At 67.5% G+C, this 21,685-nt stretch carries 24 protein-coding genes; 16 read left to right on the top strand and 8 right to left on the bottom strand.

Annotated elements, in window-relative coordinates; translation table 11 throughout:
- Positions 1-224: 224 nt before the first annotated feature.
- Both AC6I6S_RS05895 and yqeC read left to right on the top strand, forming a co-directional pair.
- On the top strand, positions 225-914 hold the full coding sequence (locus tag AC6I6S_RS05895; protein WP_497948804.1) for a DUF4336 domain-containing protein: 690 nt from the start codon (positions 225-227) through the stop codon (positions 912-914).
- Positions 911-1,687, top strand: coding sequence for a selenium cofactor biosynthesis protein YqeC (gene yqeC, locus AC6I6S_RS05900; protein WP_497948805.1), 777 nt, complete (start codon positions 911-913; stop codon positions 1,685-1,687). Before AC6I6S_RS05895 ends, yqeC begins: the two co-directional genes overlap by 4 nt.
- Positions 1,688-1,722: 35 nt before the next feature.
- On the opposite strand, the gene AC6I6S_RS05905 is transcribed toward yqeC, so the two are convergent.
- A complete protein-coding gene (locus AC6I6S_RS05905) occupies positions 1,723-2,172 on the bottom strand; it encodes a universal stress protein (RefSeq protein ID WP_497948806.1) in 450 nt (149 codons plus the stop codon).
- Between the two features lie 149 nt (positions 2,173-2,321).
- Here AC6I6S_RS05905 and AC6I6S_RS05910 point away from each other — a divergent pair, with 149 nt between their 5' ends.
- From AC6I6S_RS05910 to uvrA, 3 genes are all read left to right on the top strand, one after another.
- Positions 2,322-2,777, top strand: a complete 456-nt coding sequence (locus AC6I6S_RS05910) for a universal stress protein (protein ID WP_497948807.1) — start codon at positions 2,322-2,324, stop codon at positions 2,775-2,777.
- A gap of 61 nt (positions 2,778-2,838) precedes the next feature.
- Positions 2,839-3,078, top strand: a complete 240-nt coding sequence (locus AC6I6S_RS05915) for a DUF8593 domain-containing protein (protein ID WP_497948808.1) — start codon at positions 2,839-2,841, stop codon at positions 3,076-3,078.
- 243 nt (positions 3,079-3,321) lie between these two features.
- Entirely contained in the window at positions 3,322-6,282 is a 2,961-nt protein-coding gene (gene uvrA / locus AC6I6S_RS05920; RefSeq protein WP_497948809.1) for an excinuclease ABC subunit UvrA, read from the top strand.
- A 30-nt stretch (positions 6,283-6,312) separates the two neighbouring features.
- Here uvrA and AC6I6S_RS05925 read toward each other — a convergent pair whose 3' ends face one another.
- Complete coding sequence (locus AC6I6S_RS05925) at positions 6,313-7,548, bottom strand: digeranylgeranylglycerophospholipid reductase (protein ID WP_497948810.1); 1,236 nt, start codon at positions 7,546-7,548, stop codon at positions 6,313-6,315.
- A 164-nt stretch (positions 7,549-7,712) separates the two neighbouring features.
- On the opposite strand from AC6I6S_RS05925, the gene AC6I6S_RS05930 reads away from it, so the two are divergent.
- The 8 genes from AC6I6S_RS05930 (at position 7,713) to AC6I6S_RS05965 (ending at position 14,126) form a co-directional block, all read left to right on the top strand.
- On the top strand, positions 7,713-7,916 hold the full coding sequence (locus AC6I6S_RS05930) for a hypothetical protein (protein ID WP_497948811.1): 204 nt from the start codon (positions 7,713-7,715) through the stop codon (positions 7,914-7,916).
- A gap of 241 nt (positions 7,917-8,157) precedes the next feature.
- A complete protein-coding gene (locus AC6I6S_RS05935; RefSeq protein ID WP_497948812.1) occupies positions 8,158-9,171 on the top strand; it encodes a WD40/YVTN/BNR-like repeat-containing protein in 1,014 nt (337 codons plus the stop codon).
- A 121-nt stretch (positions 9,172-9,292) separates the two neighbouring features.
- Entirely contained in the window at positions 9,293-9,604 is a 312-nt protein-coding gene (locus AC6I6S_RS05940; protein WP_497948813.1) for a 30S ribosomal protein S24e, read from the top strand.
- Position 9,605: 1 nt separating this feature from the next.
- Positions 9,606-9,740, top strand: coding sequence for a 30S ribosomal protein S27ae (locus AC6I6S_RS05945; RefSeq protein WP_497948814.1), 135 nt, complete (start codon positions 9,606-9,608; stop codon positions 9,738-9,740).
- Between the two features lie 144 nt (positions 9,741-9,884).
- The gene (locus tag AC6I6S_RS05950; RefSeq protein ID WP_497948815.1) at positions 9,885-11,561 is read left to right on the top strand and encodes a bifunctional N(6)-L-threonylcarbamoyladenine synthase/serine/threonine protein kinase; all 1,677 of its coding nucleotides are present in this window, start codon (positions 9,885-9,887) and stop codon (positions 11,559-11,561) included.
- A gap of 63 nt (positions 11,562-11,624) precedes the next feature.
- A complete protein-coding gene (pcp, locus tag AC6I6S_RS05955; protein WP_497948816.1) occupies positions 11,625-12,242 on the top strand; it encodes a pyroglutamyl-peptidase I in 618 nt (205 codons plus the stop codon).
- A gap of 348 nt (positions 12,243-12,590) precedes the next feature.
- A complete protein-coding gene (gene thrC, locus AC6I6S_RS05960; RefSeq protein WP_497948817.1) occupies positions 12,591-13,766 on the top strand; it encodes a threonine synthase in 1,176 nt (391 codons plus the stop codon).
- A 72-nt stretch (positions 13,767-13,838) separates the two neighbouring features.
- Entirely contained in the window at positions 13,839-14,126 is a 288-nt protein-coding gene (locus tag AC6I6S_RS05965) for a DUF5808 domain-containing protein (RefSeq protein ID WP_497948818.1), read from the top strand.
- 30 nt (positions 14,127-14,156) lie between these two features.
- Here the strand turns inward: AC6I6S_RS05965 and AC6I6S_RS05970 are convergent, their stop codons facing one another.
- Complete coding sequence (locus AC6I6S_RS05970) at positions 14,157-15,245, bottom strand: Gfo/Idh/MocA family protein (protein WP_497948819.1); 1,089 nt, start codon at positions 15,243-15,245, stop codon at positions 14,157-14,159.
- A 118-nt stretch (positions 15,246-15,363) separates the two neighbouring features.
- Here AC6I6S_RS05970 and AC6I6S_RS05975 point away from each other — a divergent pair, with 118 nt between their 5' ends.
- Together AC6I6S_RS05975 and AC6I6S_RS05980 are read left to right on the top strand one after the other, a co-directional pair.
- Entirely contained in the window at positions 15,364-15,912 is a 549-nt protein-coding gene (locus tag AC6I6S_RS05975; protein ID WP_497948820.1) for an XTP/dITP diphosphatase, read from the top strand.
- Positions 15,913-15,979: 67 nt separating this feature from the next.
- The gene (locus tag AC6I6S_RS05980; RefSeq protein ID WP_497948821.1) at positions 15,980-16,777 is read left to right on the top strand and encodes an SDR family NAD(P)-dependent oxidoreductase; all 798 of its coding nucleotides are present in this window, start codon (positions 15,980-15,982) and stop codon (positions 16,775-16,777) included.
- A 19-nt stretch (positions 16,778-16,796) separates the two neighbouring features.
- Here AC6I6S_RS05980 and AC6I6S_RS05985 read toward each other — a convergent pair whose 3' ends face one another.
- The 5 genes from AC6I6S_RS05985 to AC6I6S_RS06005 all read right to left on the bottom strand — a co-directional run bounded on the left by AC6I6S_RS05985 (position 16,797) and on the right by AC6I6S_RS06005 (position 20,553).
- Positions 16,797-17,282, bottom strand: coding sequence for a DUF7384 family protein (locus tag AC6I6S_RS05985; protein WP_497948822.1), 486 nt, complete (start codon positions 17,280-17,282; stop codon positions 16,797-16,799).
- On the bottom strand, positions 17,275-17,397 hold the full coding sequence (locus AC6I6S_RS05990) for a hypothetical protein (RefSeq protein WP_497948823.1): 123 nt from the start codon (positions 17,395-17,397) through the stop codon (positions 17,275-17,277). The genes AC6I6S_RS05985 and AC6I6S_RS05990 overlap by 8 nt, the downstream gene beginning before the upstream one ends.
- A gap of 57 nt (positions 17,398-17,454) precedes the next feature.
- Positions 17,455-18,336 carry an N-acetylmuramoyl-L-alanine amidase gene (locus AC6I6S_RS05995; protein WP_497948824.1) on the bottom strand — a complete coding sequence of 294 codons (882 nt, stop codon included), beginning with the start codon at positions 18,334-18,336 and terminating at the stop codon, positions 17,455-17,457.
- A 151-nt stretch (positions 18,337-18,487) separates the two neighbouring features.
- Positions 18,488-19,588: a putative sulfate/molybdate transporter gene (locus AC6I6S_RS06000; RefSeq protein WP_497948825.1), complete on the bottom strand. Its 1,101-nt coding sequence runs from the start codon at positions 19,586-19,588 to the stop codon at positions 18,488-18,490.
- A gap of 95 nt (positions 19,589-19,683) precedes the next feature.
- Complete coding sequence (locus AC6I6S_RS06005; RefSeq protein WP_497948826.1) at positions 19,684-20,553, bottom strand: dihydrodipicolinate synthase family protein; 870 nt, start codon at positions 20,551-20,553, stop codon at positions 19,684-19,686.
- Positions 20,554-20,658: 105 nt separating this feature from the next.
- Between AC6I6S_RS06005 and AC6I6S_RS06010 the strand changes: the two genes are divergently transcribed.
- On the top strand, positions 20,659-21,669 hold the full coding sequence (locus AC6I6S_RS06010) for an AIR synthase family protein (protein ID WP_497948827.1): 1,011 nt from the start codon (positions 20,659-20,661) through the stop codon (positions 21,667-21,669).
- Positions 21,670-21,685: the final 16 nt, after the last annotated feature.

Below are 21,685 nucleotides of genomic sequence, written 5' to 3' on the forward strand. Positions count from 1 at the left end.
CCGCGTCGGATCCGGCTTTCCGTCCGGTCTCCTCACGTATCCGACTCGAGCTGGCCGACCGCCGGTGTCGATTCTGTCGGCCGTACCGACGCCTCGGGAGGGACACTCATAACTCGAGCCCTCGTTGCAACCGACATGACTTGCACCGACCGGCGCTTGCACGGACCGGACTGTGACGGCGCGGACGCCGGGAGCGGCGACCCGCGAACGTCGGGTGAACGGCGATGACGTCGGTTCTCGAGCCCCGCGGCGACCAACTGTACACCCACGAGGAACCGCTTCGCTTCTACGGGTTCGAGATCGGCCGGATCATGACGGTCATCCGGCTCTCGAGCGGCGGGCTGTTCGTCCAGTCGCCCGCCGAACTGACGCCGGCGCTCGAAGCAGATCTCAGGGAGCTTGGCGGGGTGCGGTTCGTCGCCCCGGCGAGCAAGCTTCACGGCCACCTGTACATGGAACAGTACCGCGAGGCGTTTCCCGATGCCGACCTGCTCGCCGCTCCGGGGCTCGACGGCCGGCGGAACGACCTCCGGTTCGACAGCCTGCTCGGCGACGCGCCGGACCCCCGGTGGGCGCCCGACCTCGATCAGGTCGCCGTCCTCGGCAACCGGCTGCTGACCGAGATCGCCTTCTTCCACCGGCGGAGTCGAACCCTGGTCCTCGGCGACGTGGGCTACCACATCGGCTCGAACAGCCCGCTGAAAACACGACTCATGGCCCGCGTTCTGGGAATGTACGGGCGGGTCGGGCCGCCGAGGGACTACCGGTTGACGGTAACCAACGAGGCGAGCTTCCGCCGGTCGATTCAGGAGATCCTCGGCTGGGAGTTCGACCGCGTGATCCCCGGGCACGGCGAGATCGTCGAAACGGGCGGCAAACGCGCGGTGCTCGAGGGGTTCGACTGGCTGCTATGACCGCACGGAATCTCGTCGACGCCCTCGGAATCGACCGCGACCGCGGCGTGACCTGCGTCGTCGGCGCCGGGGGCAAGAAGTCGACGCTGTACGCCCTCGCCGATCGCCTCGAGCGGGCGATCGTTACCGCGACGGTTCGCATTCCGCCGTTCGAGGAACACGTCGCCACCCTCGAGGTGACCGCCGATCCGGTCGCCACCGCCTGCGAAACGATGGCCGCGACCGGCGACGCGGACCCGACAGCGGACGGGAGGTGGCCGCTGGGGCTGGTCGCCGCCCGGGAGCGCACCGATCGGTACCGGGGGTACGAGCCGGCCGTTATCGACGATCTCGCCGCGGCGGTCGACGTCCCGATCCTGGTCAAGGCCGACGGAGCCCGCACCCGGTGGCTCAAGGCGCCGAACGACCGGGAGCCACAGCTTCCCGCCGCGGCGGACACCGTGATCCCGATCGCGAGCGCCCGCGTCGTCGGCGAGACCCTGGACGACACGCTCGTCCACCGGCCCGAGCGCGTCGCGGCGGTGACCGGCCTCGAGGTCGGAGACGAAATCACCGCCGAGGCCGTCGCGACCGTGCTGACGAGCGACCGGGGTGGCTGGAAGGGCGTTCCCGACGAGGCAGCGGTCGTCCCGCTGCTCAACATGGTCGACACGCCCGACCTCGAGCAAACGGCCCGCGAGATCGCCGCGGAGATCCGTCGACGCCGCGAGGGAACCCGCGTCGTGCTCACGCGACTGCTCGAGGAGCGGCCGGTGGTCGACGTCCTCGAGTGAGGGCGGCCGACGGAGCGCAGGCTGTGGACACCCGCCTAGCGGATCAGCGTCACCCGCATCGGGGCGCGAAACGCGACCGCCTCGGTGACACTCCCGACGAGGGGATGAGCGCCGGTTTCGCGACCATGGCTCCCGAGGATGATCCGGTCGACGTCGTTGTGGGTTGCGTACTCGATGATCTCCCGGTCGGCGCGACCGATCGCGCGCTCGGTCACGATCGAGCCGTCGTGATCGACGGCCGTCGCCGTGAGTTCGTCGAACAGGTCGGCCACCAGTTCGTTGGCCCGGTCGTACCACGCCTCGGAGCCGTGACGCGGTTCGACCGTGTGGTCGTACTCCGCGCCGGAGACGCTGTAGCCCGGTTCGCTGGGGTCGATCACGTGGAGCGCAACGATCTCGCTGTCGGGGTGTTCCTCGAGCGCCGTCTCGAGTGCCCGGCGCGACAGCGGCGAGCCGTCGACCGGAACGAGGATTCGGTCGGTCATGCAGGGGTCGTACGACGAACACGGTCAAAAAGGGCGAGCGCCATCGGCCGCGATCGAATTCGCTCCGCGGGGCTCCGGCCGGGTTCGTCGGACCCCAGACCACGCTTAAGCGGGTTCGAGTGGTACCACCACGTAGCTGACCACACACGATGGACGAACCGATCCTTGCCGCCGTCGACGACAGTGATTCGGCGAGTGCGGTCCTCGAGCGGGCGATTTCGCTCGCAGCTGCGACCGACAGTCCGCTGCACGTACTCACGGTCGTCGAGCCGCGGGGCAACCGGCTGGCGTTTGGTATCGAGGAGGTGGACGACCTCAACACCGCGGCGTCCGCCCTGGCAGAGCACGTCGCCGACGCCTACGCGAGTTATCCCGTCGAGCTTCAGGCCGAGGTTCGTCGCGGGCGGCCCCACGACGAGATTCTCGCCTACGCCGGCGAGATCGACGCCTCGCTGCTCGTCGTCGGCCGCCGGGGGACGACCGGGCTCCAGCGGGCGCTTCTCGGCAGCACGGCCGATCGGCTCGTCCGACTCTCTCCGATTCCGATCGTTCTCGTTCCGAACACCGACGCCGACGACAGCGCCGAGAGCGACCACCACTCCTGACGTTCTTGGTCGACAGAACGGCACACGAATTTATACGCTGGTTCGTGGTAGCCCCGCCTGCATGGTAACTACGCTCACCGACGACGAGGTTGGCAAGAAAGTGGTCGACGCGGAAGGAAAGGAACTCGGCATCATCGCGAAGATCGACGGCAGCACCGCCTACGTCGATCCGAACCCGAGCGTCGCAGAGCACATCATGGCGAAAGTCGGCTGGGAGGGTGAAGACGAGGAGGACTACGTCGTCACCACAGACATGATCAACCGCGTCGACGACGAGGTCGTCCTGCAGGGCGACCTCTGAGACTGATCGGGTTCTCGAGACGCGTTTTTCCGACGGGTTCGGCGCGCCCGGGTGAGCGAAACCGGTAGCGTCGGTCATCCCGAACTGCACTCACAGCGCAGTCACGCTCTCCAGAACGCCGAGAAGCGGTGTGAGTGATCACGCCGGAAGCACTCTCGAGCGATCCGCCGCCCGTTTCACTTTCACTCCGGAGGGTTCCGCAACCGACAACCCTTCATTTGTTCGGCGGTTGACTCGGGCTAGATGAGCAAGGAGTACATCGAGGTGCGGGGTGCAGAGGAGCACAACCTGAAAGACCTCGACGTCTCGATCCCGCGCGAGTCGTTCACCGTCGTCACCGGCCTCTCGGGGTCGGGGAAGTCCTCGCTCGCGTTCGAGACGGTGTACGCGGAGGGGCAGCGACGCTACATCGAGAGCCTCTCGGCGTACGCCCGGAACTTCCTGGGCCAAATGGACAAACCCCAGGTCGAGACGGTCGAAGGCCTCTCCCCCGCGATCTCAATCGATCAGAAGAACGCCGCCAACAACCCTCGTTCGACGGTGGGGACGGTCACCGAACTCCACGACTACCTCCGCCTGCTGTACGCCCGCGTCGGAACGCCACACTGTCCCGACTGCGGCCGCGAGGTCGGCGAGCAGTCGGCCCAGAACATGGTCGAGCGTATCCTCGAGTTACCCGAGGGAACCAGAGCCAAACTCGCCGCGCCGGTCGTCCGCGACCAGAAGGGCGCCTTCGAGGACCTGTTCGACGAACTGGTGTCCGAGGGCTACTCGCGGGTGGAAGTCGACGGCGAGGAGCACGACCTCACCATGGATCGGCCCGACCTCGACGAGAACTACGACCACACGATCGACGTGGTCGTCGACCGCGTGAAGGTCTCCACCGAAGCCCGCCCGCGGATCATCGATAGCGTCGAGACGGCGCTCGAGGAGGCCGAAGGCGTCCTGAAGGTGATCCTCCCAGACGCGCCCGAGGAGGTCGCCGCCGACCTGGGCGAGGAGTCCCGCCGGACGGGTGCGCTGGGGGACGAGACCGAGGCCGACGACCGGTTCGTCGTCGAGTTCTCGAAGGACCTCGCCTGCACGCACTGCGGCATCGACGTCCCCGAGATCGAGACGCGCTCCTTTTCGTTCAACTCGCCCCACGGCGCCTGCCCCGAGTGCGAGGGCCTCGGCGAGACGAAGGAGGTCGACGAGGGTCTCGTGGTCCAGGACCCCTCGAAGCCGCTGAAGCACGTCTTCGAGCCCTGGAGCTACAACCGCTCGTACTACCAGACCCGGCTGGACGCCGTCGCCGACCACTTCGACGTCTCGCTGTCGACCCCGCTCGAGGATGTCGACGACGACATTCGGGAGGCGTTCCTCTACGGGACGAGCGATCAGGTGCTGTTCAAGCGCCGAACGAAAAACGGCACCCGGCGGAAGCGCAAACGCTTCGAAGGTATCATTCCGAACCTAGAGCGCCGGTACCTCGAGACCGACTCCGATTCGACTCGCGAGCACATCGAGGACTACATGTCCGTCACGGAGTGCCCGGCCTGCGACGGCACCCGACTGCGGCCCGCCAGCCGCGCGGTGCTGGTCGACGGCACCGCCATAACGGAGATCAACGCCGCGAGCATCGGCGACGCCCTCGCGCACTTCGAGTCGATGGAAGCGGATCTCACCGAGCGCGAGAAGGTGATCGCCGAGGAGATCCTGAAGGAGATCCGCGCCCGTCTCGGATTCATGTGCGAGGTGGGTCTCGAGTACCTCACCCTCGATCGGGAGGCCTCGACGCTGTCGGGTGGAGAGAGCCAGCGCATCCGCCTCGCCACGCAGATCGGCTCCGGGCTCGTCGGGGTGCTGTACGTCCTCGACGAGCCCTCGATCGGGCTCCACCAGCGGGACAACGACCGGCTGCTGGACACCTTAGAAGAGCTACGCGACCTCGGCAACACCCTGCTCGTCGTCGAGCACGACGAGGAGACGATGCGCCGGGCGGACAACGTCATCGACATGGGCCCCGGTCCCGGCAAGCGCGGCGGCGAGGTCGTCGTCAACGGCCCCGTCGAGGAGCTGAAGGCCTGCGAGGAGTCGCTCACCGGCGACTACCTCTCGGGACGGAAGCAGATTCCGGTGCCCGAGGAGCGCCGCAACCCCGACGGCGCGCTGACGATCCTCGGCGCTCGCCAGCACAACCTCGACGACCTCGACGTCGACATCCCGCTGGGCAACTTCACGGCGATTACGGGCGTCTCCGGCTCCGGAAAGTCCACCCTGATGCACGACGTCCTCTACAAGGGGCTTGCCCGCGAGATGAACGACAACACGAGCGTCATTCCGGGCGACCACGACAGCCTCGAGGGGCTCGAGGAGATCGAAACGGTGCGACTGATCGACCAGAGCCCGATCGGGCGTACCCCCCGGTCGAACCCGGCGACGTACACCAACGTCTTCGACTACGTCCGCGAGCTGTTCGCGGAGACGAAACTCGCCAAGCAGCGCGGCTACGAGGTGGGACGGTTCTCCTTCAACGTCAAGGGCGGGCGCTGCGAGGAGTGTGGCGGCCAGGGTACCGTAAAGATCGAGATGAACTTCCTCTCGGACGTCTACGTCCCCTGCGAGGAGTGCGAGGGAGCTCGCTACAACGACGCGACCCTCGACGTGACCTACAAGGGAGCGACCATCGCGGACGTCCTCGAGATGGAAGTCGAGGAGGCCTACGAGTTCTTCGAGTCGAACTCGCAGATCCGCCGACGGCTCCAGCTGCTGAAGGACGTCGGCCTCGGCTACATGACGCTGGGCCAGCCCTCGACCACGCTCTCGGGCGGGGAGGCCCAGCGGATCAAACTCGCCGAGGAGTTAGGGAAGAAAGACACCGGCGAGACGCTGTACCTGCTCGACGAACCCACCACGGGGCTCCACCACGAGGACGAGCGCAAGCTGATCGACGTCCTCCACCGACTCACCGACAACGGCAACACCGTCGTCGTCATCGAACACGAACTCGACCTCGTGAAAAACGCCGACCACGTCATCGACCTCGGCCCCGAGGGCGGCGAACACGGCGGGCAACTCGTCGCGACGGGGACGCCCGAGGACGTGGCACGGCTCGAGGACTCCCACACCGGTCGCTACCTGCGGGATCTGTTGCCGAGCGTGGATCTCGAGGGGCCGCGCGGCGAACGCGTCGAACCCGTAACGGCACCGACCGACGACTGAGCGGGCGACCCCCCGTGGGCCAGGTGAGAATCAGTTCCGGAGTCGCTGTTTTGCGAACTTCGCGAGCAGTGGGATATCGTTCACGTGAAGCAGCTTTCTGATCGCTCGCTTGTGGCCCCGGTTGGCCTTACTCAGCGTGTCCGGTTCGAGCTGTTTGAGGTCCTCGAGTAAGGTGTCGTAGCGGTCGTTCGGCGCGAGGTACATCAGCTGAGTGATGAACAGCCGCGCGTCCATCCGCGGGGCGACGTCGCGGTGCCAGAGCGTGTCGTACAGCGAGATGTTCTCGGCGCTGGTGTCCGGCGTCTCGGGTGTGAGACAGTGATCGACGGCGATCGCGGCCGCGCGGGCGGACTTCATCCCCTTGTTGATCCCCTCCCCCCACAGCGGGTCGATCGTCGGCACGGTGTCGCCGATCGCCATGAAGTTGTCCGTGCTCAACTGCCCGGGCGGCTGGATGTGTGCCGAGCCGCGGTGTTGCTTGCCCTCGAGTCGTTCGGCGCCCTCGAAGCGCGGGTCGGTGTCCATCCAGTGCTGGAGGTAGCCGTCGACGGTCCGGTCGGTGCCGTACTGCTGGTAGCTCTCGTTCTGGATGTAACAGACGCCGACCTTCGCGGTGTCATCGCCGGTGTGGAAGATCCAGGAGTAGCCGCCGGGAGCGAACTCGTGATCCAGGCGCAACATCATGGCGTCGTGCAGGTCCGCGTACCGCGGCGCGCCCCCGTCGAGTTCGACGCCCTCGAGTTCGTACTCGAGGCCGATCGCCTGGTTCTTTCGCTCCAGGGTGCTCACGCCGAGGCCCTTCGCCAGCGGCGCCGCCGGCCCGGTGGCGTCGATGATGACGTCGCCGTACACCTTTTCGGAGCCGCTGTACTGGACGCCGACGATCTCGCTCCCCTCGGTGATCGGTTTCGAGACGCGGGCGTCGAACCAGAACTCCGCACCCCGGTCCTCGGCGTCCTCGACGAGAAATCGCTTGAAATCCGCAAACTCGAGGACGGCACCGGCCTGTTCCTGAACGAAGTGGTCGTTCGGCGATTCGATGACGACGGTGTCGGTGAACTGCATGACGACGTCGTCCGGAATGCCGAACGAGGACATCATCGACGGAAACGTCCCGCCGGTCGATTTGTTGCTCTGACGCGGGAACTCGTCTTCCGGTTCCGTCTCGAGAACAACCACGTCGTACCCCCTCGCAGCCAGATCGCGTGCACACTGTGCGCCGGCGGGGCCGGCACCAGCGATGACCACGTCAAAGCTGTCGCGCATAACCTGTGATACGACCTGCCCTATATGAAGGTTGTTGACTTTCTGGCGAAAAACAGTGACAGCGACACCCACGGGGGGCGCTACCGTTCAGAGGCGATATCCGATGGAGCCAGTGTGGACGGAAAGCGATTTGATCGCTCGCACCTGATTTCGCGACGATTCGAATGCCTGCGAGCGCAGACGAGCAGTGCCAGATGAAGGGCTGTCGCCGCGAGGCGACGGAGACGATGTCGTTCCGGCGCCACGAGGATATCGACGTCTGTCGCGTTCACTACCGCCGGAACCGGTATCTCAGATACGTCGTCCTGTTCGCGGTGCCACTGGCGCTCGCGCTGGCGGGGGTCGCCCTCTACTGGTTCGTTCTCTGAGCGACAGGCGACCGGCGAAACAGGTACCGGTCAGTCCGCTGTACGATCGCCCGAGAACGGGTGAACGCCACGAGACGTTCAGGCACGGTCTGGCCGCCGGTGGGCTCGCGATGACGGCAGGAACCGGCCCGTTCGTCCTCGAGTGCTGGTCGGCGGCCGGTACATGGATCGAGCGCTGTTCGCGGCCGACTGATCGTCCGCCAGGACAACACTTCTCACGGTCGACGACGTATGACGAGCTATGACGACGATCTACGCTGCGATGCGCAATCGACTGCTCGTGTGTGCGGAGGGCGAGGACGACAACGGCTGGACGACGGAGACGCGACTCGAGGGCCGCGACCTCGAGTGCGTCGTCGCCTCCCCCAAGAACCCCGAACGGGTGTTCGTCGGCACCTTCGAGGACGGCCTCTTTCGGTCGACCGACGGCGGCGACTCCTTCGAGGGCCTCGAGACCGACTTCGAGAGCGAGGCGGTGATGTCGCTCGCGATCAGTCCCCACGACTCCGACGTGATCTACGCGGGCACCGAGCCGAGCCGGATCTACCGCTCTCCCGACGGCGGCGATTCCTGGGAGCGCCTCGAGGGACTCACCGAGCTCCCCTCCGAGTCGGAGTGGTACTTCCCGCCGCGGCCGCACACCCACCACGTGCGCTGGCTCGCGGTCGACCCGTTCGACCCCGACCGCCTCTATGTGGGCATCGAGGCCGGCGCGTTCGTCCTGAGCGCCGACGGCGGCGAGACGTGGCAGGAGCGCCCGCCGGGCTCTCGGCGGGACAACCACAGCCTGGCGACCCACCCCGACCGCGAGGGGCGGGTCTACTCGGCGGCCGGCGACGGCTACGCGATTTCGGACGACGGCGCCGAGAGCTGGGACAATCCACAGGCCGGCCTCGAGCACACCTACTGCTGGTCGGTCGTCCCCGACTCCGACGATCCCGAGTGGGTGCTCGTCTCGAGCGCCAGCGGGGCCTCGAAGGCCCACACCGCCGAGCGGGCGGAATCGTATGTCTACCGGAAAGCGGGGGACGAGCCCTGGGAGCGCCTGGACGACCGCGGGCTCCCGATGGGCGAGAACGTGGTTCGCGCGGTGTTTGCGACGACCGGCGACGCGGGGGTCGTTTACGGCGTGAACAACCGAGGGCTGTTCCGCACCGAGGATTTCGGCGACTCGTGGACGCGACTGGACGTGGAGTGGGGCGAGGGGCTCGAGACCCAGACCCCACGCGGACTGGCGGTGCTCGAGCACACGTAGAGGGGGAGCAACGACGCCGGCTGGCCCTGCGGTGGGCCTCGAGCGCCCGTCTCCGCCGCGGTAACGGGTTCGAAATCCTTTTAGGCGCTACACGGGGATAGTAGAGTAACTGAGTGATATCATGGACGTCGACATCATCTCCGAGGAGGAGAACCCCATGTTGCACCGCACGGACGTTACGTTCGAACTGGTCCACGAGGACGCCACGCCCTCCCGCCTGCAGGTCCGTGACAGCCTCGCCGCGAAGCTGAACAAGGACGCCGACGAGGTCGTCATCCGCAAACTCGACACCAAGTTCGGGATGCGCAAGACCGTCGGCTACGCGAAGGTCTACGAGACGGCCGACCACGCCCGCGACGTCGAGCAGGAGCACATGCTCGAGCGCAACAAGATCGGTGTCGACGAGGCGGAGCCGGAAGCGGAGGAGGCCTGAGATGGCACACTACGAGATCTACAACGACGACGGCGAGGCAGAACGCGAGAACTGCCCGCGCTGTGGCGACGTATTCCTCGCGGACCACGGTGACCGACAGCACTGTGGGAAGTGCGGGTACACCGAGTGGGAGTGACGAGACGCCGAACGCAGTGAGGGGTCTCGAGAAGGCAAGCGGGGAACGAAGTGACCCGCGAGCAGCGGACAACGTTTTGCCGCCGTATCGGACTCGAGAGGCGGTTCCACATCCGACAGACACGATGAGCACCAGGAGGCTACCGTGACCGAAATTCGTATCCTCGGCATCGAGGGCACCGCCTGGGCGGCCAGCGCCGCGGTGTACGATTCCGAAACGGAAGACGTGTTCATCGAGAGCGACGCCTACCAGCCCGAAAGCGGCGGCATCCACCCTCGAGAGGCCGCCGAACACATGCACGAGGCGATCCCTCGAGTCGTCGAGACGGCGCTCGAGCACGCTCGCGAGACGCACGACGGGCCGGCAATCGAGTCGCCAGTGGACGCTGTCGCCTTTTCCAGAGGACCCGGACTCGGCCCGTGTCTTCGGATCGTCGGTACCGCGGCTCGGGCGCTGGCGCAGACGCTCGAGGTACCCCTCGTCGGCGTCAACCACATGGTCGCCCACCTCGAGATCGGTCGCCACAGCTCCGGCTTTTCGTCGCCGGTCTGTCTGAACGCGAGCGGGGCGAACGCCCACCTGCTCGGGTACAGAAACGGCCGCTATCGGATCTTAGGGGAGACGATGGACACCGGCGTCGGCAACGCCATCGACAAGTTCACCCGCCACGTCGGCTGGAGCCATCCGGGCGGGCCGAAGGTCGAGGAGGCCGCGGCCGAAGGCGAGTACGTCGATCTCCCCTACGTCGTCAAGGGGATGGACTTCTCGTTTTCGGGGATCATGAGCGCCGCCAAGGCGGCGTACGACGACGGGACCCCCGTCGAAGACGTCTGTTACTCCCTGCAGGAGAACGTCTTCGGGATGCTCACCGAAGTTTCGGAACGCGCCCTCTCGCTGACCGGCAGCGACGAACTCGTCCTCGGCGGCGGCGTCGGACAGAACGCCCGCCTCCGGGAGATGCTCTCCGAGATGTGCGACCAGCGCGGGGCGTCGTTTCACGCGCCCGAGCCCCGATTCCTCCGGGACAACGCAGGGATGATCGCCGTCCTCGGTGCAAAAATGTACGAGGCGGGCGACACCCTGGCCATCGAGGAGTCGCGGGTGGACCCGAACTTCCGGCCCGACCAGGTGCCGGTGACCTGGCGCGACGGCGAGGACGTCTCGATGCGCCGTGCGGGCGACGAAGACGAGGTTCGCGGCGCGGAGGCGACGGTGAGCCTCGAGCCCGCGGCCGGCCGCGTCGTCAAACGTCGCGTTCCAAAATCCTACCGCCACCCCGAACTCGACGCCAGACTCAGACGCGAACGGACGACCCTCGAGGCACGCCTGACGAGTCTGGCCCGCCGCGAAGGGGTGCCGGCGCCGCTCGTTTACGATATCGACACGCGCGAGTCGACCCTCGAGTTCGAGTACGTCGGGGCGACCGACCTGCAGGCCGGGCTCACCGCCGACCGGGTTCGCGACGTGGGTCGCCACCTCGCGTGCCTTCACCGGGCGGGGTTCGTTCACGGCGATCCGACCACCAGAAACGTCCGCGTCGGGCGGCGCGACGCGCCGACGAACGATCGAACGGCCGGCGGTGTGGAGGGAAGTTCGGATCGCACCTCCCTCATCGACTTCGGCCTCGGCTACCACACCGACCACGTCGAGGACTACGCGATGGACCTCCACGTCTTCGATCAGAGCCTCGTCGGCACCGCCGACGACCCCGAGCCGCTTCGAGAGGCCGTTCTCGAGGGGTACCGCGAAGTCGGCGACGAGGCGGTCCTCGAGCGGCTGCGCGACGTCGAGGGGCGGGGCCGGTACGGCGGCGGCGAGTGAGTCGCAAATCGACGAATGCCGTCGAATCGGGGCGTTTACGTGAGCCTGAACGAACCTCGAGCCATGCAGCCCATCCTACTCACCGGCTATGAGCCGTTCGGCGAGTTCGAAACCAACCCCGCCCGTCGGCTGGCGACCCGCCTCGACGGCGAGGAGATTTCCGGGACGCCGATCGTCGGCCGCGAGCTCCCCGTCGCCTTCGATCGAGCCCTGCCAACGCTTCGCGAGTACATCGACGATCACGACCCGCAACTCGTCGTCTCGCTCGGCCTTGCCGGCGGCCGGAACGCGCTCTCGCTCGAGCGGATCGGGATCAACCTCCGAGACACGGGCGAGGTTCCGGACAACGACGACCGGGAGGTGGTCGACGAACCGGTCGCTCCCGAGGGGCCGGACGCCTACTTCACGAATCTGCCGGTGCGCGAGATGCAGTCCGCGATGCGTACAGCGGGGGTCCCCACGACGCTGTCGACCGCCGCGGGAACCCACCTCTGTAACGATATTCTGTACGCGACCCGCCATCTCGACGAAACCGAGGGCTACGAGTTTCGATCGGGATTCGTCCACGTTCCGTTCAGCCACGAGGGGGCCGCGGCCCGCGGAAACGGGGAGCCGAGTCTGAGCCTCGAGACGATGGCCCGCGGGCTGCGGGTAGGCTTCGAGGCGGCGCTCGAAGGATAAGCAGCGGATCGACCGCTGCGCCCGCTCGAGTTTCGTCCGGTACTGTCGGTGAACTCGGAGCGTCATCACTGAGTAAGCGCTCCGCTACGTGTACTTCGTCGTCAGCAAAACCTGGATGAGAGCACACCACTGTAGACAGGCAACGACAGGGGTGCGTGTGAGACTGTTCGGTGACTTCCCCCGTCAAGAGATGGTACGGTCTGCCACACAATAAAAGAATTTCAGCATTAGATAGTCTATGATAGCGCCCAATTGTGCGCCAGTGCGGAACGCGTCGAGCCGTGCGGTGTCTCGGAAGCGACACGGCGTGTGTGTGTTATTTGACCCTGGCGGCGCTCCCCTCGAGTGATGCAATCACGCCGCTGTTACGCCTGTGAGCGCGAGTACGACGAGCCCCAGGCCCGTTGTGAGTGTGGCGAACCGCTCTGGCTGCCCCCGCGGACGATCACGGACTGGCCGACGGCGGCCCCGGTCGAACCCGGCGGAATCTGGCGGTACGAGCCGCTCCTGCCCGTTCCCGGGCCACCGACCGGTGCTGATCTGACCCCCGGGGAAACCCCGTTGTTCAGGCGGACGAGACTCGACGAGCACGCGGGTGCTCGCCTCTGGCTCAAGGACGAGGGTCGGAACCCGACGGGGTCGTTCAAGGATCGCGGGAGCGCCGTCGGCGTCGCCGCGGTCCTCGAGGCCGGGGCCGACCGCGTCGGCACCGTCTCCCACGGCAACATGGCGCTGTCCACCGCCGCCCACGCCGCTGCGGCGGGCCTCGAGTGCGTCGTCCTCGTCCCCGACGACATCGCCGACTCACGGCTGCGGGCGATCGGCCGGTTCGACCCGCAGATCGTGCGGGTGCAGGGTGACTACGGACGCCTCTACCACGACGCGCTCGCGCTGGGTGCTGAACACGGGATCAGGTTCCTCAACTCCGATGTCCCGCTGCGAGTAGCCGGCCAGAAGACGCTGGCGTACGAACTGATCGATAGCGAACCCGCTCTCGACGCGGTCGTGCTCCCGGTCAGCAGCGGCGGCAACGCGAGCGCGGTGTGGAAGGGGTTGCTCGAGGCTCGCTCGAGCGGCCGGATCGACACGCTTCCCCGGCTCTACCTCACCCAGGCTGCGGCCTGCGATCCGATCGCGGCGGCGTTTCGACGGGGAGCGGAGCGGGTCGAACCCGCGACGGACGTCGCGGAGACGGTCGCCTACTCGATCGCCAACGCCGATCCGCCGAGCGGCACGCGGGCGCTCACGGCCGCCAGAGACACCGGCGGTGCGGTCGTCTCCGTTTCCGAGGAGGCGATACTCGAGGCACAGGGCCGGCTCGCCCGGACCGCGGGCGTGCGGGCCGAGCCCGCCTCTGCGACGACGCTCGCCGGCGTTCGACGGCTGACCGACGCAGGGGAAATCGAGTCGGGCGAGCGGGTCGCGTGCGTGCTCACCGGACGCGGCTACGGTGGCGGTGGCGACGTACCGACAACAGACCGTGTCGACCGGGGGGAACTCGAGTCCGTCCTGGCCGTCGACTGACGCGGTTTCGAGGAGCCACACTGAGAGCGCGAGCACACAATACTCTTATCAGGGGACGTTGTAGGCCCGCCCATGGCAGACAAGCCGAGTTCCGGTGAGATCTTCGGAGTACCGTACAATTTCGAGCGACCGAGCATGGGGCGAATGCTCTCGTCGTACTGGAAACCCGGCGAAGGGATGCTGGTCGAGAAGCCGTTCGGCGTCGGCTACACGCTGAACATGGCGAACTGGCGCTCGTGGGTCGTCGTCCTGGTCGCCGGCGTCCTGCTCTGGCAGCAAGAACAGAGCAAGAACGCCGCCGCGGCCGCCGAGGAGGAGGCCGACGAACCGGTCGAGGTCATCGTCGACGAAGACGAGTAAGCAGTCGACGCGGTTCGGTTTCTGCGGGCGTTAGCGGCTCTCCGAGAGCGAGATGCAGCGACCGCTCTTCCCGGAGCGGTAGATGGCGTCGATCACCCGCTGGACGGTGAGCGCGTGCTCCGCGGTGTTCAGTTCGGCTGGTTCGCCGCGGCGGACCGCGTCGGCGAACCGTTCGTCGCTCCCGAGCCAGCCGGTGTGATCGAGCGATCCCTCGGTGATCGTCGAGTCGACCAGGTGGTCGGTTCCCTGCTTGCCCGCGCCGTACAGCGTTAGCTCCTCGCCGCCCATGTCCAGGCTCGCGCCGGCCTCGGTGCCGCGGGCGACGAACTCGCTCGTGTCGGCCTGGTTGGCCGCCCAGGTGACCTCGAGGCTGATCGTCCGATCGTCCGCACACCGGATCATCGCGGTCGCCGAGTCCTCGACGTCGAAGACGGCCTCCTCGGTCTCGTCGTACCAGTCGCCCGGATCGACGTAGTCCTCGCGGTGGCCGAACTCGGTGCGGGTGACCGCGAAGACGTCCTCGACGGGCGGGAACTCGAGCAGGTAGAGCGCGAGGTCGATCGCGTGGACGCCGACGTCGATGACCGCGCCGCCGCCGGCCAGTTCCTTGCTGGTAAACCACGAGCCGACGCCGGGGATTCCACGGCGGCGGACGTAGTTCGCGTCGACGTGGGTAATCTCGCCGAAGTGGCCCTCCGCCTGGTAGTCTTTGAACACCGCGACGGGCGTCGTCACGCGGTTGTGGAAGTTGACCATGCAGAAGCCGTCGGCGTCGCGGGCCGCCGCGGCGATCCGTTCGGCGCTCTCGAGGTCGTTCGCCAGCGGTTTCTCACAGAACACGTCGTAGCCGGCCTCGAGCGCCCTCACGACGGCCTCCTCGTGGAAGGCGTTCGGCGTCGAGACCGCCACGGCGTCGAGTTCTTCCTCGCGGTACATCGCCTCGGCATCGGCGTAGGTGGCCGCCCCGTAGGCGGCCGCGAACGACTCGCGGGCCTCCTCGTTGACGTCGGTTCCGGCGACGACCTCGTGGCCGAGTTCCTCGAAGTTCGTCGCGTGTGTCTGGCCCATAAATCCGAGGCCGACGACGCCGAGTCGAACCGGGTCGGGGAGAGTACTCATACGCGAGTACCCACTGTCGGCCACCAAAGGTGTGATCATTGCGGCGAGTGCGCCCCCGTCGACCGCGACCGACGCGGAAACCGACGGGGATTAACCCCTCGAGACGACCACCTCGAGTATGGCCATCCAGTTCGTGACGGGCAACGAGGGGAAAGTGACGGAGGCGCGGAGCTACCTCGAGGGGCTCGAGGCCGTCGAGCAGGTCGACTTCGACTACACCGAGATCCAGTCGGACGATCTCGCCGAGATCGCCGCCTCCGGCGCGCGCGAGGCGTTCGCGGAACTCGGCGGTGCGGGCGTGCTGGTCGACGACACCGGGCTGTTCGTCGAGGCGCTGGGCGGCTTCCCCGGCCCCTACTCCGCCTACGTCGAGCACACCGTCGGGGTCGAGCGGCTGTGGCGGCTGGCGGAGGAAGAAGAGAACCACCGAGCGCAGTTTCGCACCGTCGTCGCCTACTGCGACGACGAGGGCGTCGAAACGTTCACCGGCGCCGTCGGCGGCACGCTCGTGGCCCCCCGCGGCGAGGGCGGTTTCGGCTACGATCCGATCTTCGAGTACAACGGGCGGACGCTCGCGGAGATGGGGACGGAAGAGAAGAACGCCATCTCCCACCGCGGTCGGGCGCTCGCGACGTTCGCGGAGTGGTACGCGACTCGAGACGATTGATACGGTACCCCTCACGACACCACCCGTTTCAGGGTCACTTTTGACCGGGACGGACGTACCGTCGTCCGTGACCGAAGATTCGAGCCCGCGGGCGCTGATCACCGGCGGCAGTCGCGGTATCGGCCGCGCGCTCGCAGCGGAGTTCGCCGCCGACGGCTACGACCTGGTGCTCGTTGCGAGAGACGAGGCGAGACTCGAGACCGCCGCCCGAGAACTCGAGCGCGAGCACGGGGTGGCCGTCGCGACGATTTCGGCCGACCTGACCGACCCCGACGGACTCGAGCGGGTGTCCGAGCGAGCGACAGAAGAGGGGCGGATCGACGTGCTGGTGAACAACGCCGCCATCGCGGTCTACGGCCCCGTCGCCGAGACGGATCTCGAGGCCGAGCGCGCCCAGATCCGGCTGAACGTGGCCGCGCCGGTCGAGTTGACGAAGCGGTTTCTCCCGGCGATGCTCGAGCGGGGGTCGGGGAACATCGTCACCGTGGCCTCGACGGCCGGGATGCGACCGGGGCCGTTTCTGTCGGGCTATCACGCGAGCAAGGCGTACCTCATCTCCTATTCGGAGGGGCTCAGTGAGGAACTTCGGGGAACCAGCGTCGAGGCGACCGTCGTCTGTCCGGGGCCCGTCCTCACGGGGATTCACGAGCGTAGCGGGCGCGGGTCGCGGTGGCTCGAGCGCCGATTCATGCGCTCGCCGGAGGCGGTCGCGGCCGACAGCTACGAGGGGATTCGAGCGGGGAAGACCGTCGTCGTCCCCGGCCTTCGGTTTCGGCTGCTCCCGTGGGTGAGCCGGTTGCTGCCGCGGCCGCTCTCAAGGCGGCTGGCCCGGCTGATTATCGACCGGGGCGAGCCGCTCCAGTGAGAGCGGGGGTGGCGGCGAGCTACGCCCGCGGATCGACGTCCGGGCCGGGATACGCGCCGCCCTCGACGGCCTCGTAGAGACTCTCGGGGTCGAACAGCGCGGCGAACGCGCCCGGCGGGCGGACGCTCACGGAGACGCGGGGCTGGAGCGTCAGTCCGGCCTTCGCCGACGTGAGCCGGTCGTCGAACGAGAGCAGGTGGGCTGCGTTCCCCCGATACGCGGAGGCGAGCGCCGGGTGGTCGTCCTCGGGGTGAGAGACGAGGGTGCAGTCGGCCTCGAGGCGCACCCGGTGGTCGGCGGCGAGGTCGGGGTCGGCGAGCGAGGCGACGAGCGCTTCGACATCGGCGAGCAGCGGTTCGCTCGCGACGAGGGCGACCCACGAGTGGCTCCGGACGTGATCGAGGGCCTCGCGGGCGTCGCCGTCGGCGAGCAGATCCGCTGCGAGCACGTCCGCGTCGGCCACCACGCGAGCGGGGTTGGGGTTCCCGGTCGGTCGCTCAGGCATCGTCCTCCCCGGTCGCCCGTCGGCGGGTGAGTTCCTCGCGGACCGACTCGAGAGAGACGTCGTACTCGTCGGCTCGATCGAATAGTTCACGCCAGGTGGTGCTCGAAGCGGTCATCGACCGTGTTTCGTCGCCCAGCGAAAAAACGTGTGTGAACGAGAGTGGACGCAACGCTCAGGCGTGGGTCATGTGATCCTCGACGCACCAGACCCAGTCGCCGTAGCTCGGGTAGTGGACGCCCCACCAGGTGTAGCCGTCGCTCGTCTCGGGACCGTTCATGATCTCGCCCTGGGTGCCCTCGGGGTAGGTGTCGACGACGTCGTAGTGAAGCCCCGGCCCCTCCCGTCCGTTGAGGTTCGCCGTCGTCACGATCTGGTCGCCATCCTGGAACTTGTCGCCGCCGCCACCGTCGCCGTTCCGGACGTAGTGCATGAACGTGTCCGGGTCCCAGTCCGGGCCGGGACAAGACTTCGTCGACGTGTGATCACAGCTGGTGCTGCTGGTCGGCGCGTGGCGGTGACCGATGATCCCGCCGCTCTGGTGACACCGTGCCTCGTCGTAGGTGTAGTACTCGAGCGGGATGTTGTACTGGTCTGCGACCTCGCGGACGATCGCCGCCGACGCCTGGTAACACTCCTCGGTGAAGTACCGGCCGTAGTCCTCGTGCCACTCGTGTTCGATCCCGATCGAGGGGCTGTTCGTCCCCGAGGCGTGCCAGGCGACGTCCTCGTGGTGGACCATCTGGGTGACGTGTCCCGGAGCGTAGTTCGTGTGATCGTAGTTGCTCACGACGTAGTGCGCCGAGACGTTCGACCCGGAGTTCTGGAACCAGCTGATCGCCCCCGAGTAGCTGCCGACGGTACAGTGAACGACGATCCAGTTGATGTCGTTCGTCCCCCGAGAGGATGCGCTGTAATTGCTTGAGTCCGCCGCGACGAACCGGTCCGCCGCGTTCGTCTGTGTATGGTGTGCTCGAGCCGTGTCGATACCGCTCGCGTACAGCCCACCCGCGCCAGCGGTTGCGCCGGTTGCCTGCAGGAAGCGTCGTCGTTCCATGGTGCGCTACAGAGTGACAACCGAAGTTGAATGAGCGTACCCCATGACTGTCAAACGTACTTATATCCTAGGGAGATTACTTTTGGAAATTTGATAGGGGCCGTCGTTCGAGTCCGTGAGCGGGTCCGGTTATCGCTAACTGACACAGCGCTCACGCGCCTCGAGCACTGCGACGCAGTGCCAGGTGGACGGCGATCCCGACGAGAAACGCGATTCCGAGGTTCGTGAGCAGGGTCAACAGACCGATGCCGATCGAGAGCGGAAGATTCGACGATTTGTGGACGCTCTTTCCGAGCGCGACGGCGATGATCGCGAGCAACACGCCGAGCATCGCGAGCGGAAACGCGCCCAGCAGCGCCGTCGTCGCGACGAACGCGGCTCCCAGATAGAAGACGCCCAGGATCACGTTCGCGCCGCCGGTTCGGGCGCCGAACTCGTGCTTACCCGCGACGCCGTCGCAACCGTGGCACATCGGAATCCCGCCGGCAGGAACCGCGAGGAGGTTCGTCGCCCCCATGCTCGTCGAAAGTTCGTCGGGCGAGACCTCCTCGTCGAACAGATCCGAGAACAAAAGCGAGGTCGCGAGCGCCGCGTTGCCGATCGTCATCGCGAGCTGGGCGAACACGCCGTCGGCCGTCCGACCCAGCGCCGCGTCGGCGAACGGCGCCACCGGCGGCGGGCCGGGCCACTGCGGCGACGGGAACCCCGCCGTTGTCACCGCAATGACGACGCCGACGGCCAGCACGGCGAGGGCGCTCGAGGCCTTGTAGCCGGCCAGGATCACCGCCAGAGCGATCGCCAGGGAGAGACCTGCCAGGAGGAGGTCCGCGAGCGCCAGTCCGAGACCCGTCTCGAGGAGGAGCAGCCCGACGGCGAACTGAACCCCGCGGATGACCGGCTCGCCGATCCAGCGTTCGACTCTCGCGAGCGTTCCCGTCAGACCGATCGCCAGGAGGACGACGCCGAGCACGAGTCCGGCGAGCGCCAGCTCCGCGTACGACAGCACGCCGGCGATGCCGAGGGCTGCGAGCGCCTTCATCGGCTCGACGGAGACCGGGAGCCCGTACCGGATTCCCCAGACGATCTGGAAGACGCCGAAGGCAAGCAGGACGTGCGGAAGCGAGATCTCGGTCAGCAGCGCGAGGGCCACGACCAGCGGGAGCACCGTAATCGAATCTCCTATCGCCCCCGTCAGTTCGCCCCTGGCGAACTCGAGGCCGCGACCGTCGGGCCAATCGGCGGAAAACGCCATCTGACGGCCCTATGCCCCAGTGAACCTTGAGCGTATCCAGTAACTGTCGGCGGCCACGTCCGAGGGCATTCGTACCCAAATTCGGTTACTCCCACTCAGGCGTCGAGTGCGGCCTCGAGCACCGCCCCGACCTCGTCCTCGACGTCGGCGTCGACCGGTGTAAGCGGGCGCCGCGGCCGCCCGGCCGGCTGGCCGCGTTGCTGCAGCGCGGCTTTTACCGCCGGAATCCCGTACCGGCTGGTGATCGTGTGATTGAGTTCGACCAGCGCCGTGTTCAGCGAGCGGGCGGCGTCGTCCTCGCCCTCGCTGTTGTACTGGTAGACGCGAGCGCACTGTTCGGGGACGGCGTTCGCGAGTGCGAGTATGCCGCCCTCGGCGCCGACGTCGAGCGCCGACGCGTAGACGCTTCCGCTGCCGACCAGCACGTCGAACGACTCGTCGGCGGTAAAGCGGATCATCCGCTGGAGTTCCGTGATGTTCCCGCTCGAGTCCTTGACGCCGACGATATTCTCGTGGTCGGCCAGCGACTCGACGGTGCGTGCCGAGAGCGCGTGGTCCGTAAACGGGGGGACGCTGTAGAGGTAGACCGGGAGCGGCGACGCTTCGGCCACGTCGCGGTAGTATCGCGCGAGTTCGCCGTCATCGGAGTTGTAGTACGAGGGGGTGAGTACGAGGGCGGCGTCGGCGCCGGCTGCCGCGGCGCGTTCGGTCGCCTCGAGCGTCGGCCCGTATCCCTCGAGTCCGGTGCCCGCGAGCACCGGGAGGTCGGTCGCGTCGCAGACCGTCTCGACGACTCGTGCGCGCTCGTCGGCCGTCAGTAGCGGTGCCTCGCCGGTCGACCCGCAGGGAACCAGAAAGTCGACGCCTGCTCGCTCGACCCAGCCGACGAGGGCGGCGAGTGCCTCGTGATCGACCGCGCCAGTCTCGTCGAACGGCGTTACGATCGGGACGCCAGTGCCGTGCATGACCGCCGGTACGAACAGGAGGGATAAAGCCTCGAGGGTCGCGGTACCGTTTGGCACGGAGTGGCGATCAGTACGGCTAAGAGCCCGTCGCGACTCGGTGTAGGCGTGAGCGACCTCGGCAAGATCGATCGGACGTTCTTCGACGAGCGGATCGCCTCGAGTCTGGGTGCCGACCGCGACGACGTTACCCTCGGCCCGCGTCACGGCGTCGACTTCGGCGTCCTCGAGGTCGGCGGGGAAGCGGTCGTGACCGCGACCGATCCCCTCTCGATCCTTCCCGGCCTGGGCCTCGAGCGCGCCGCCCGCTTCGCACTCGACGTGCTGCTCGCGGACGTCGCGGTCAGCGGGGTTCCGCCCTCGCATCTCTCGATCTGTTTCACCCTCCCCCCGAAGATGACCGACGACGAGTTCGCGACCGTCTGGGAGACGATCCACCGGGAGTGTACCGATCTCGGCGTCGGCGTCGTCACGGGCCACACGGCTCGCTACTCGGACTGCTCGTACCCCTGGGTCGGCGCGGGGACGGCCCTCGGCGTCGGCGACCCCGAAACGATCGTCCGCCCCGACGGCGCCCGCGTCGGCGACCGGCTGGTCGTGGCGACCGGCCCCGGCGCCGAAGCCGTCGGCCTCCTGAGCACGCTGTTCGGGGACCAGCTCGAGCTTCCCGACGAAACCGTCGAAACCGCCCGGGAGCGCCTCGAGGACGTCCACTGCGTCCGCGACGCGCTGACCGCGGCCGCGGCGGGACCCGTCACCGCGATGCACGACGTCACCGAGGGCGGACTCGCGGGTGCGCTGAACGAGATGGCCGCCGGCGCCGACGCGCGTTTTTCCCTCGAGCGCGAGCGGGTTCCGGTGCGTCCCGGGGTCGAGGCCGTCTGTGACGCCCTCGAGATCGATCCCTGGTCGATCACGAGCTGTGGCTCGCTGGTACTCGCCTGCGATCCCGAGGGCGTCGACGACGTACTCGCGGCGCTCGAGTCCCGCGGCACCGTCGCCGCTGACGCGGGGCGGGTAGAGGCGGGCGAGGGCGTGTTCGTCGACGGCGAGCGTCTCGAACATCCGGAGGTCGACCCCTCCTGGGCGGCGTACGCCAGGCTCGCTGAGGACGCCTGAGCGCCCGGAGCGCGGC

The sequence above is a fragment of the Natrononativus sp. DTA114 genome (genome assembly GCF_059736515.1).

Excerpts from the sequence above, each read along its gene's own strand:
- AC6I6S_RS05990 (WP_497948823.1), bottom strand. The coding sequence starts at position 17,397 with ATGACCGCTTCGAGCACCACCTGGCGTGAACTATTCGATCGAGCCGAC.
- AC6I6S_RS05970 (WP_497948819.1), bottom strand. The coding sequence starts at position 15,245 with ATGAGTACTCTCCCCGACCCGGTTCGACTCGGCGTCGTCGGCCTCGGA.
- AC6I6S_RS05995 (WP_497948824.1), bottom strand. The coding sequence starts at position 18,336 with ATGGAACGACGACGCTTCCTGCAGGCAACCGGCGCAACCGCTGGCGCG.
- yqeC (WP_497948805.1), top strand. The coding sequence starts at position 911 with ATGACCGCACGGAATCTCGTCGACGCCCTCGGAATCGACCGCGACCGC.
- AC6I6S_RS05925 (WP_497948810.1), bottom strand. The coding sequence starts at position 7,548 with ATGCGCGACAGCTTTGACGTGGTCATCGCTGGTGCCGGCCCCGCCGGC.
- thrC (WP_497948817.1), top strand. The coding sequence starts at position 12,591 with ATGCAATCACGCCGCTGTTACGCCTGTGAGCGCGAGTACGACGAGCCC.
- AC6I6S_RS05915 (WP_497948808.1), top strand. The coding sequence starts at position 2,839 with ATGGTAACTACGCTCACCGACGACGAGGTTGGCAAGAAAGTGGTCGAC.
- AC6I6S_RS05940 (WP_497948813.1), top strand. The coding sequence starts at position 9,293 with ATGGACGTCGACATCATCTCCGAGGAGGAGAACCCCATGTTGCACCGC.
- AC6I6S_RS06005 (WP_497948826.1), bottom strand. The coding sequence starts at position 20,553 with ATGCACGGCACTGGCGTCCCGATCGTAACGCCGTTCGACGAGACTGGC.
- pcp (WP_497948816.1), top strand. The coding sequence starts at position 11,625 with ATGCAGCCCATCCTACTCACCGGCTATGAGCCGTTCGGCGAGTTCGAA.
- AC6I6S_RS05985 (WP_497948822.1), bottom strand. The coding sequence starts at position 17,282 with ATGCCTGAGCGACCGACCGGGAACCCCAACCCCGCTCGCGTGGTGGCC.
- AC6I6S_RS05975 (WP_497948820.1), top strand. The coding sequence starts at position 15,364 with ATGGCCATCCAGTTCGTGACGGGCAACGAGGGGAAAGTGACGGAGGCG.
- AC6I6S_RS05905 (WP_497948806.1), bottom strand. The coding sequence starts at position 2,172 with ATGACCGACCGAATCCTCGTTCCGGTCGACGGCTCGCCGCTGTCGCGC.
- AC6I6S_RS06000 (WP_497948825.1), bottom strand. The coding sequence starts at position 19,588 with ATGGCGTTTTCCGCCGATTGGCCCGACGGTCGCGGCCTCGAGTTCGCC.
- AC6I6S_RS05910 (WP_497948807.1), top strand. The coding sequence starts at position 2,322 with ATGGACGAACCGATCCTTGCCGCCGTCGACGACAGTGATTCGGCGAGT.
- AC6I6S_RS05935 (WP_497948812.1), top strand. The coding sequence starts at position 8,158 with ATGACGACGATCTACGCTGCGATGCGCAATCGACTGCTCGTGTGTGCG.
- uvrA (WP_497948809.1), top strand. The coding sequence starts at position 3,322 with ATGAGCAAGGAGTACATCGAGGTGCGGGGTGCAGAGGAGCACAACCTG.
- AC6I6S_RS05965 (WP_497948818.1), top strand. The coding sequence starts at position 13,839 with ATGGCAGACAAGCCGAGTTCCGGTGAGATCTTCGGAGTACCGTACAAT.
- AC6I6S_RS05930 (WP_497948811.1), top strand. The coding sequence starts at position 7,713 with ATGCCTGCGAGCGCAGACGAGCAGTGCCAGATGAAGGGCTGTCGCCGC.
- AC6I6S_RS05945 (WP_497948814.1), top strand. The coding sequence starts at position 9,606 with ATGGCACACTACGAGATCTACAACGACGACGGCGAGGCAGAACGCGAG.
- AC6I6S_RS05895 (WP_497948804.1), top strand. The coding sequence starts at position 225 with ATGACGTCGGTTCTCGAGCCCCGCGGCGACCAACTGTACACCCACGAG.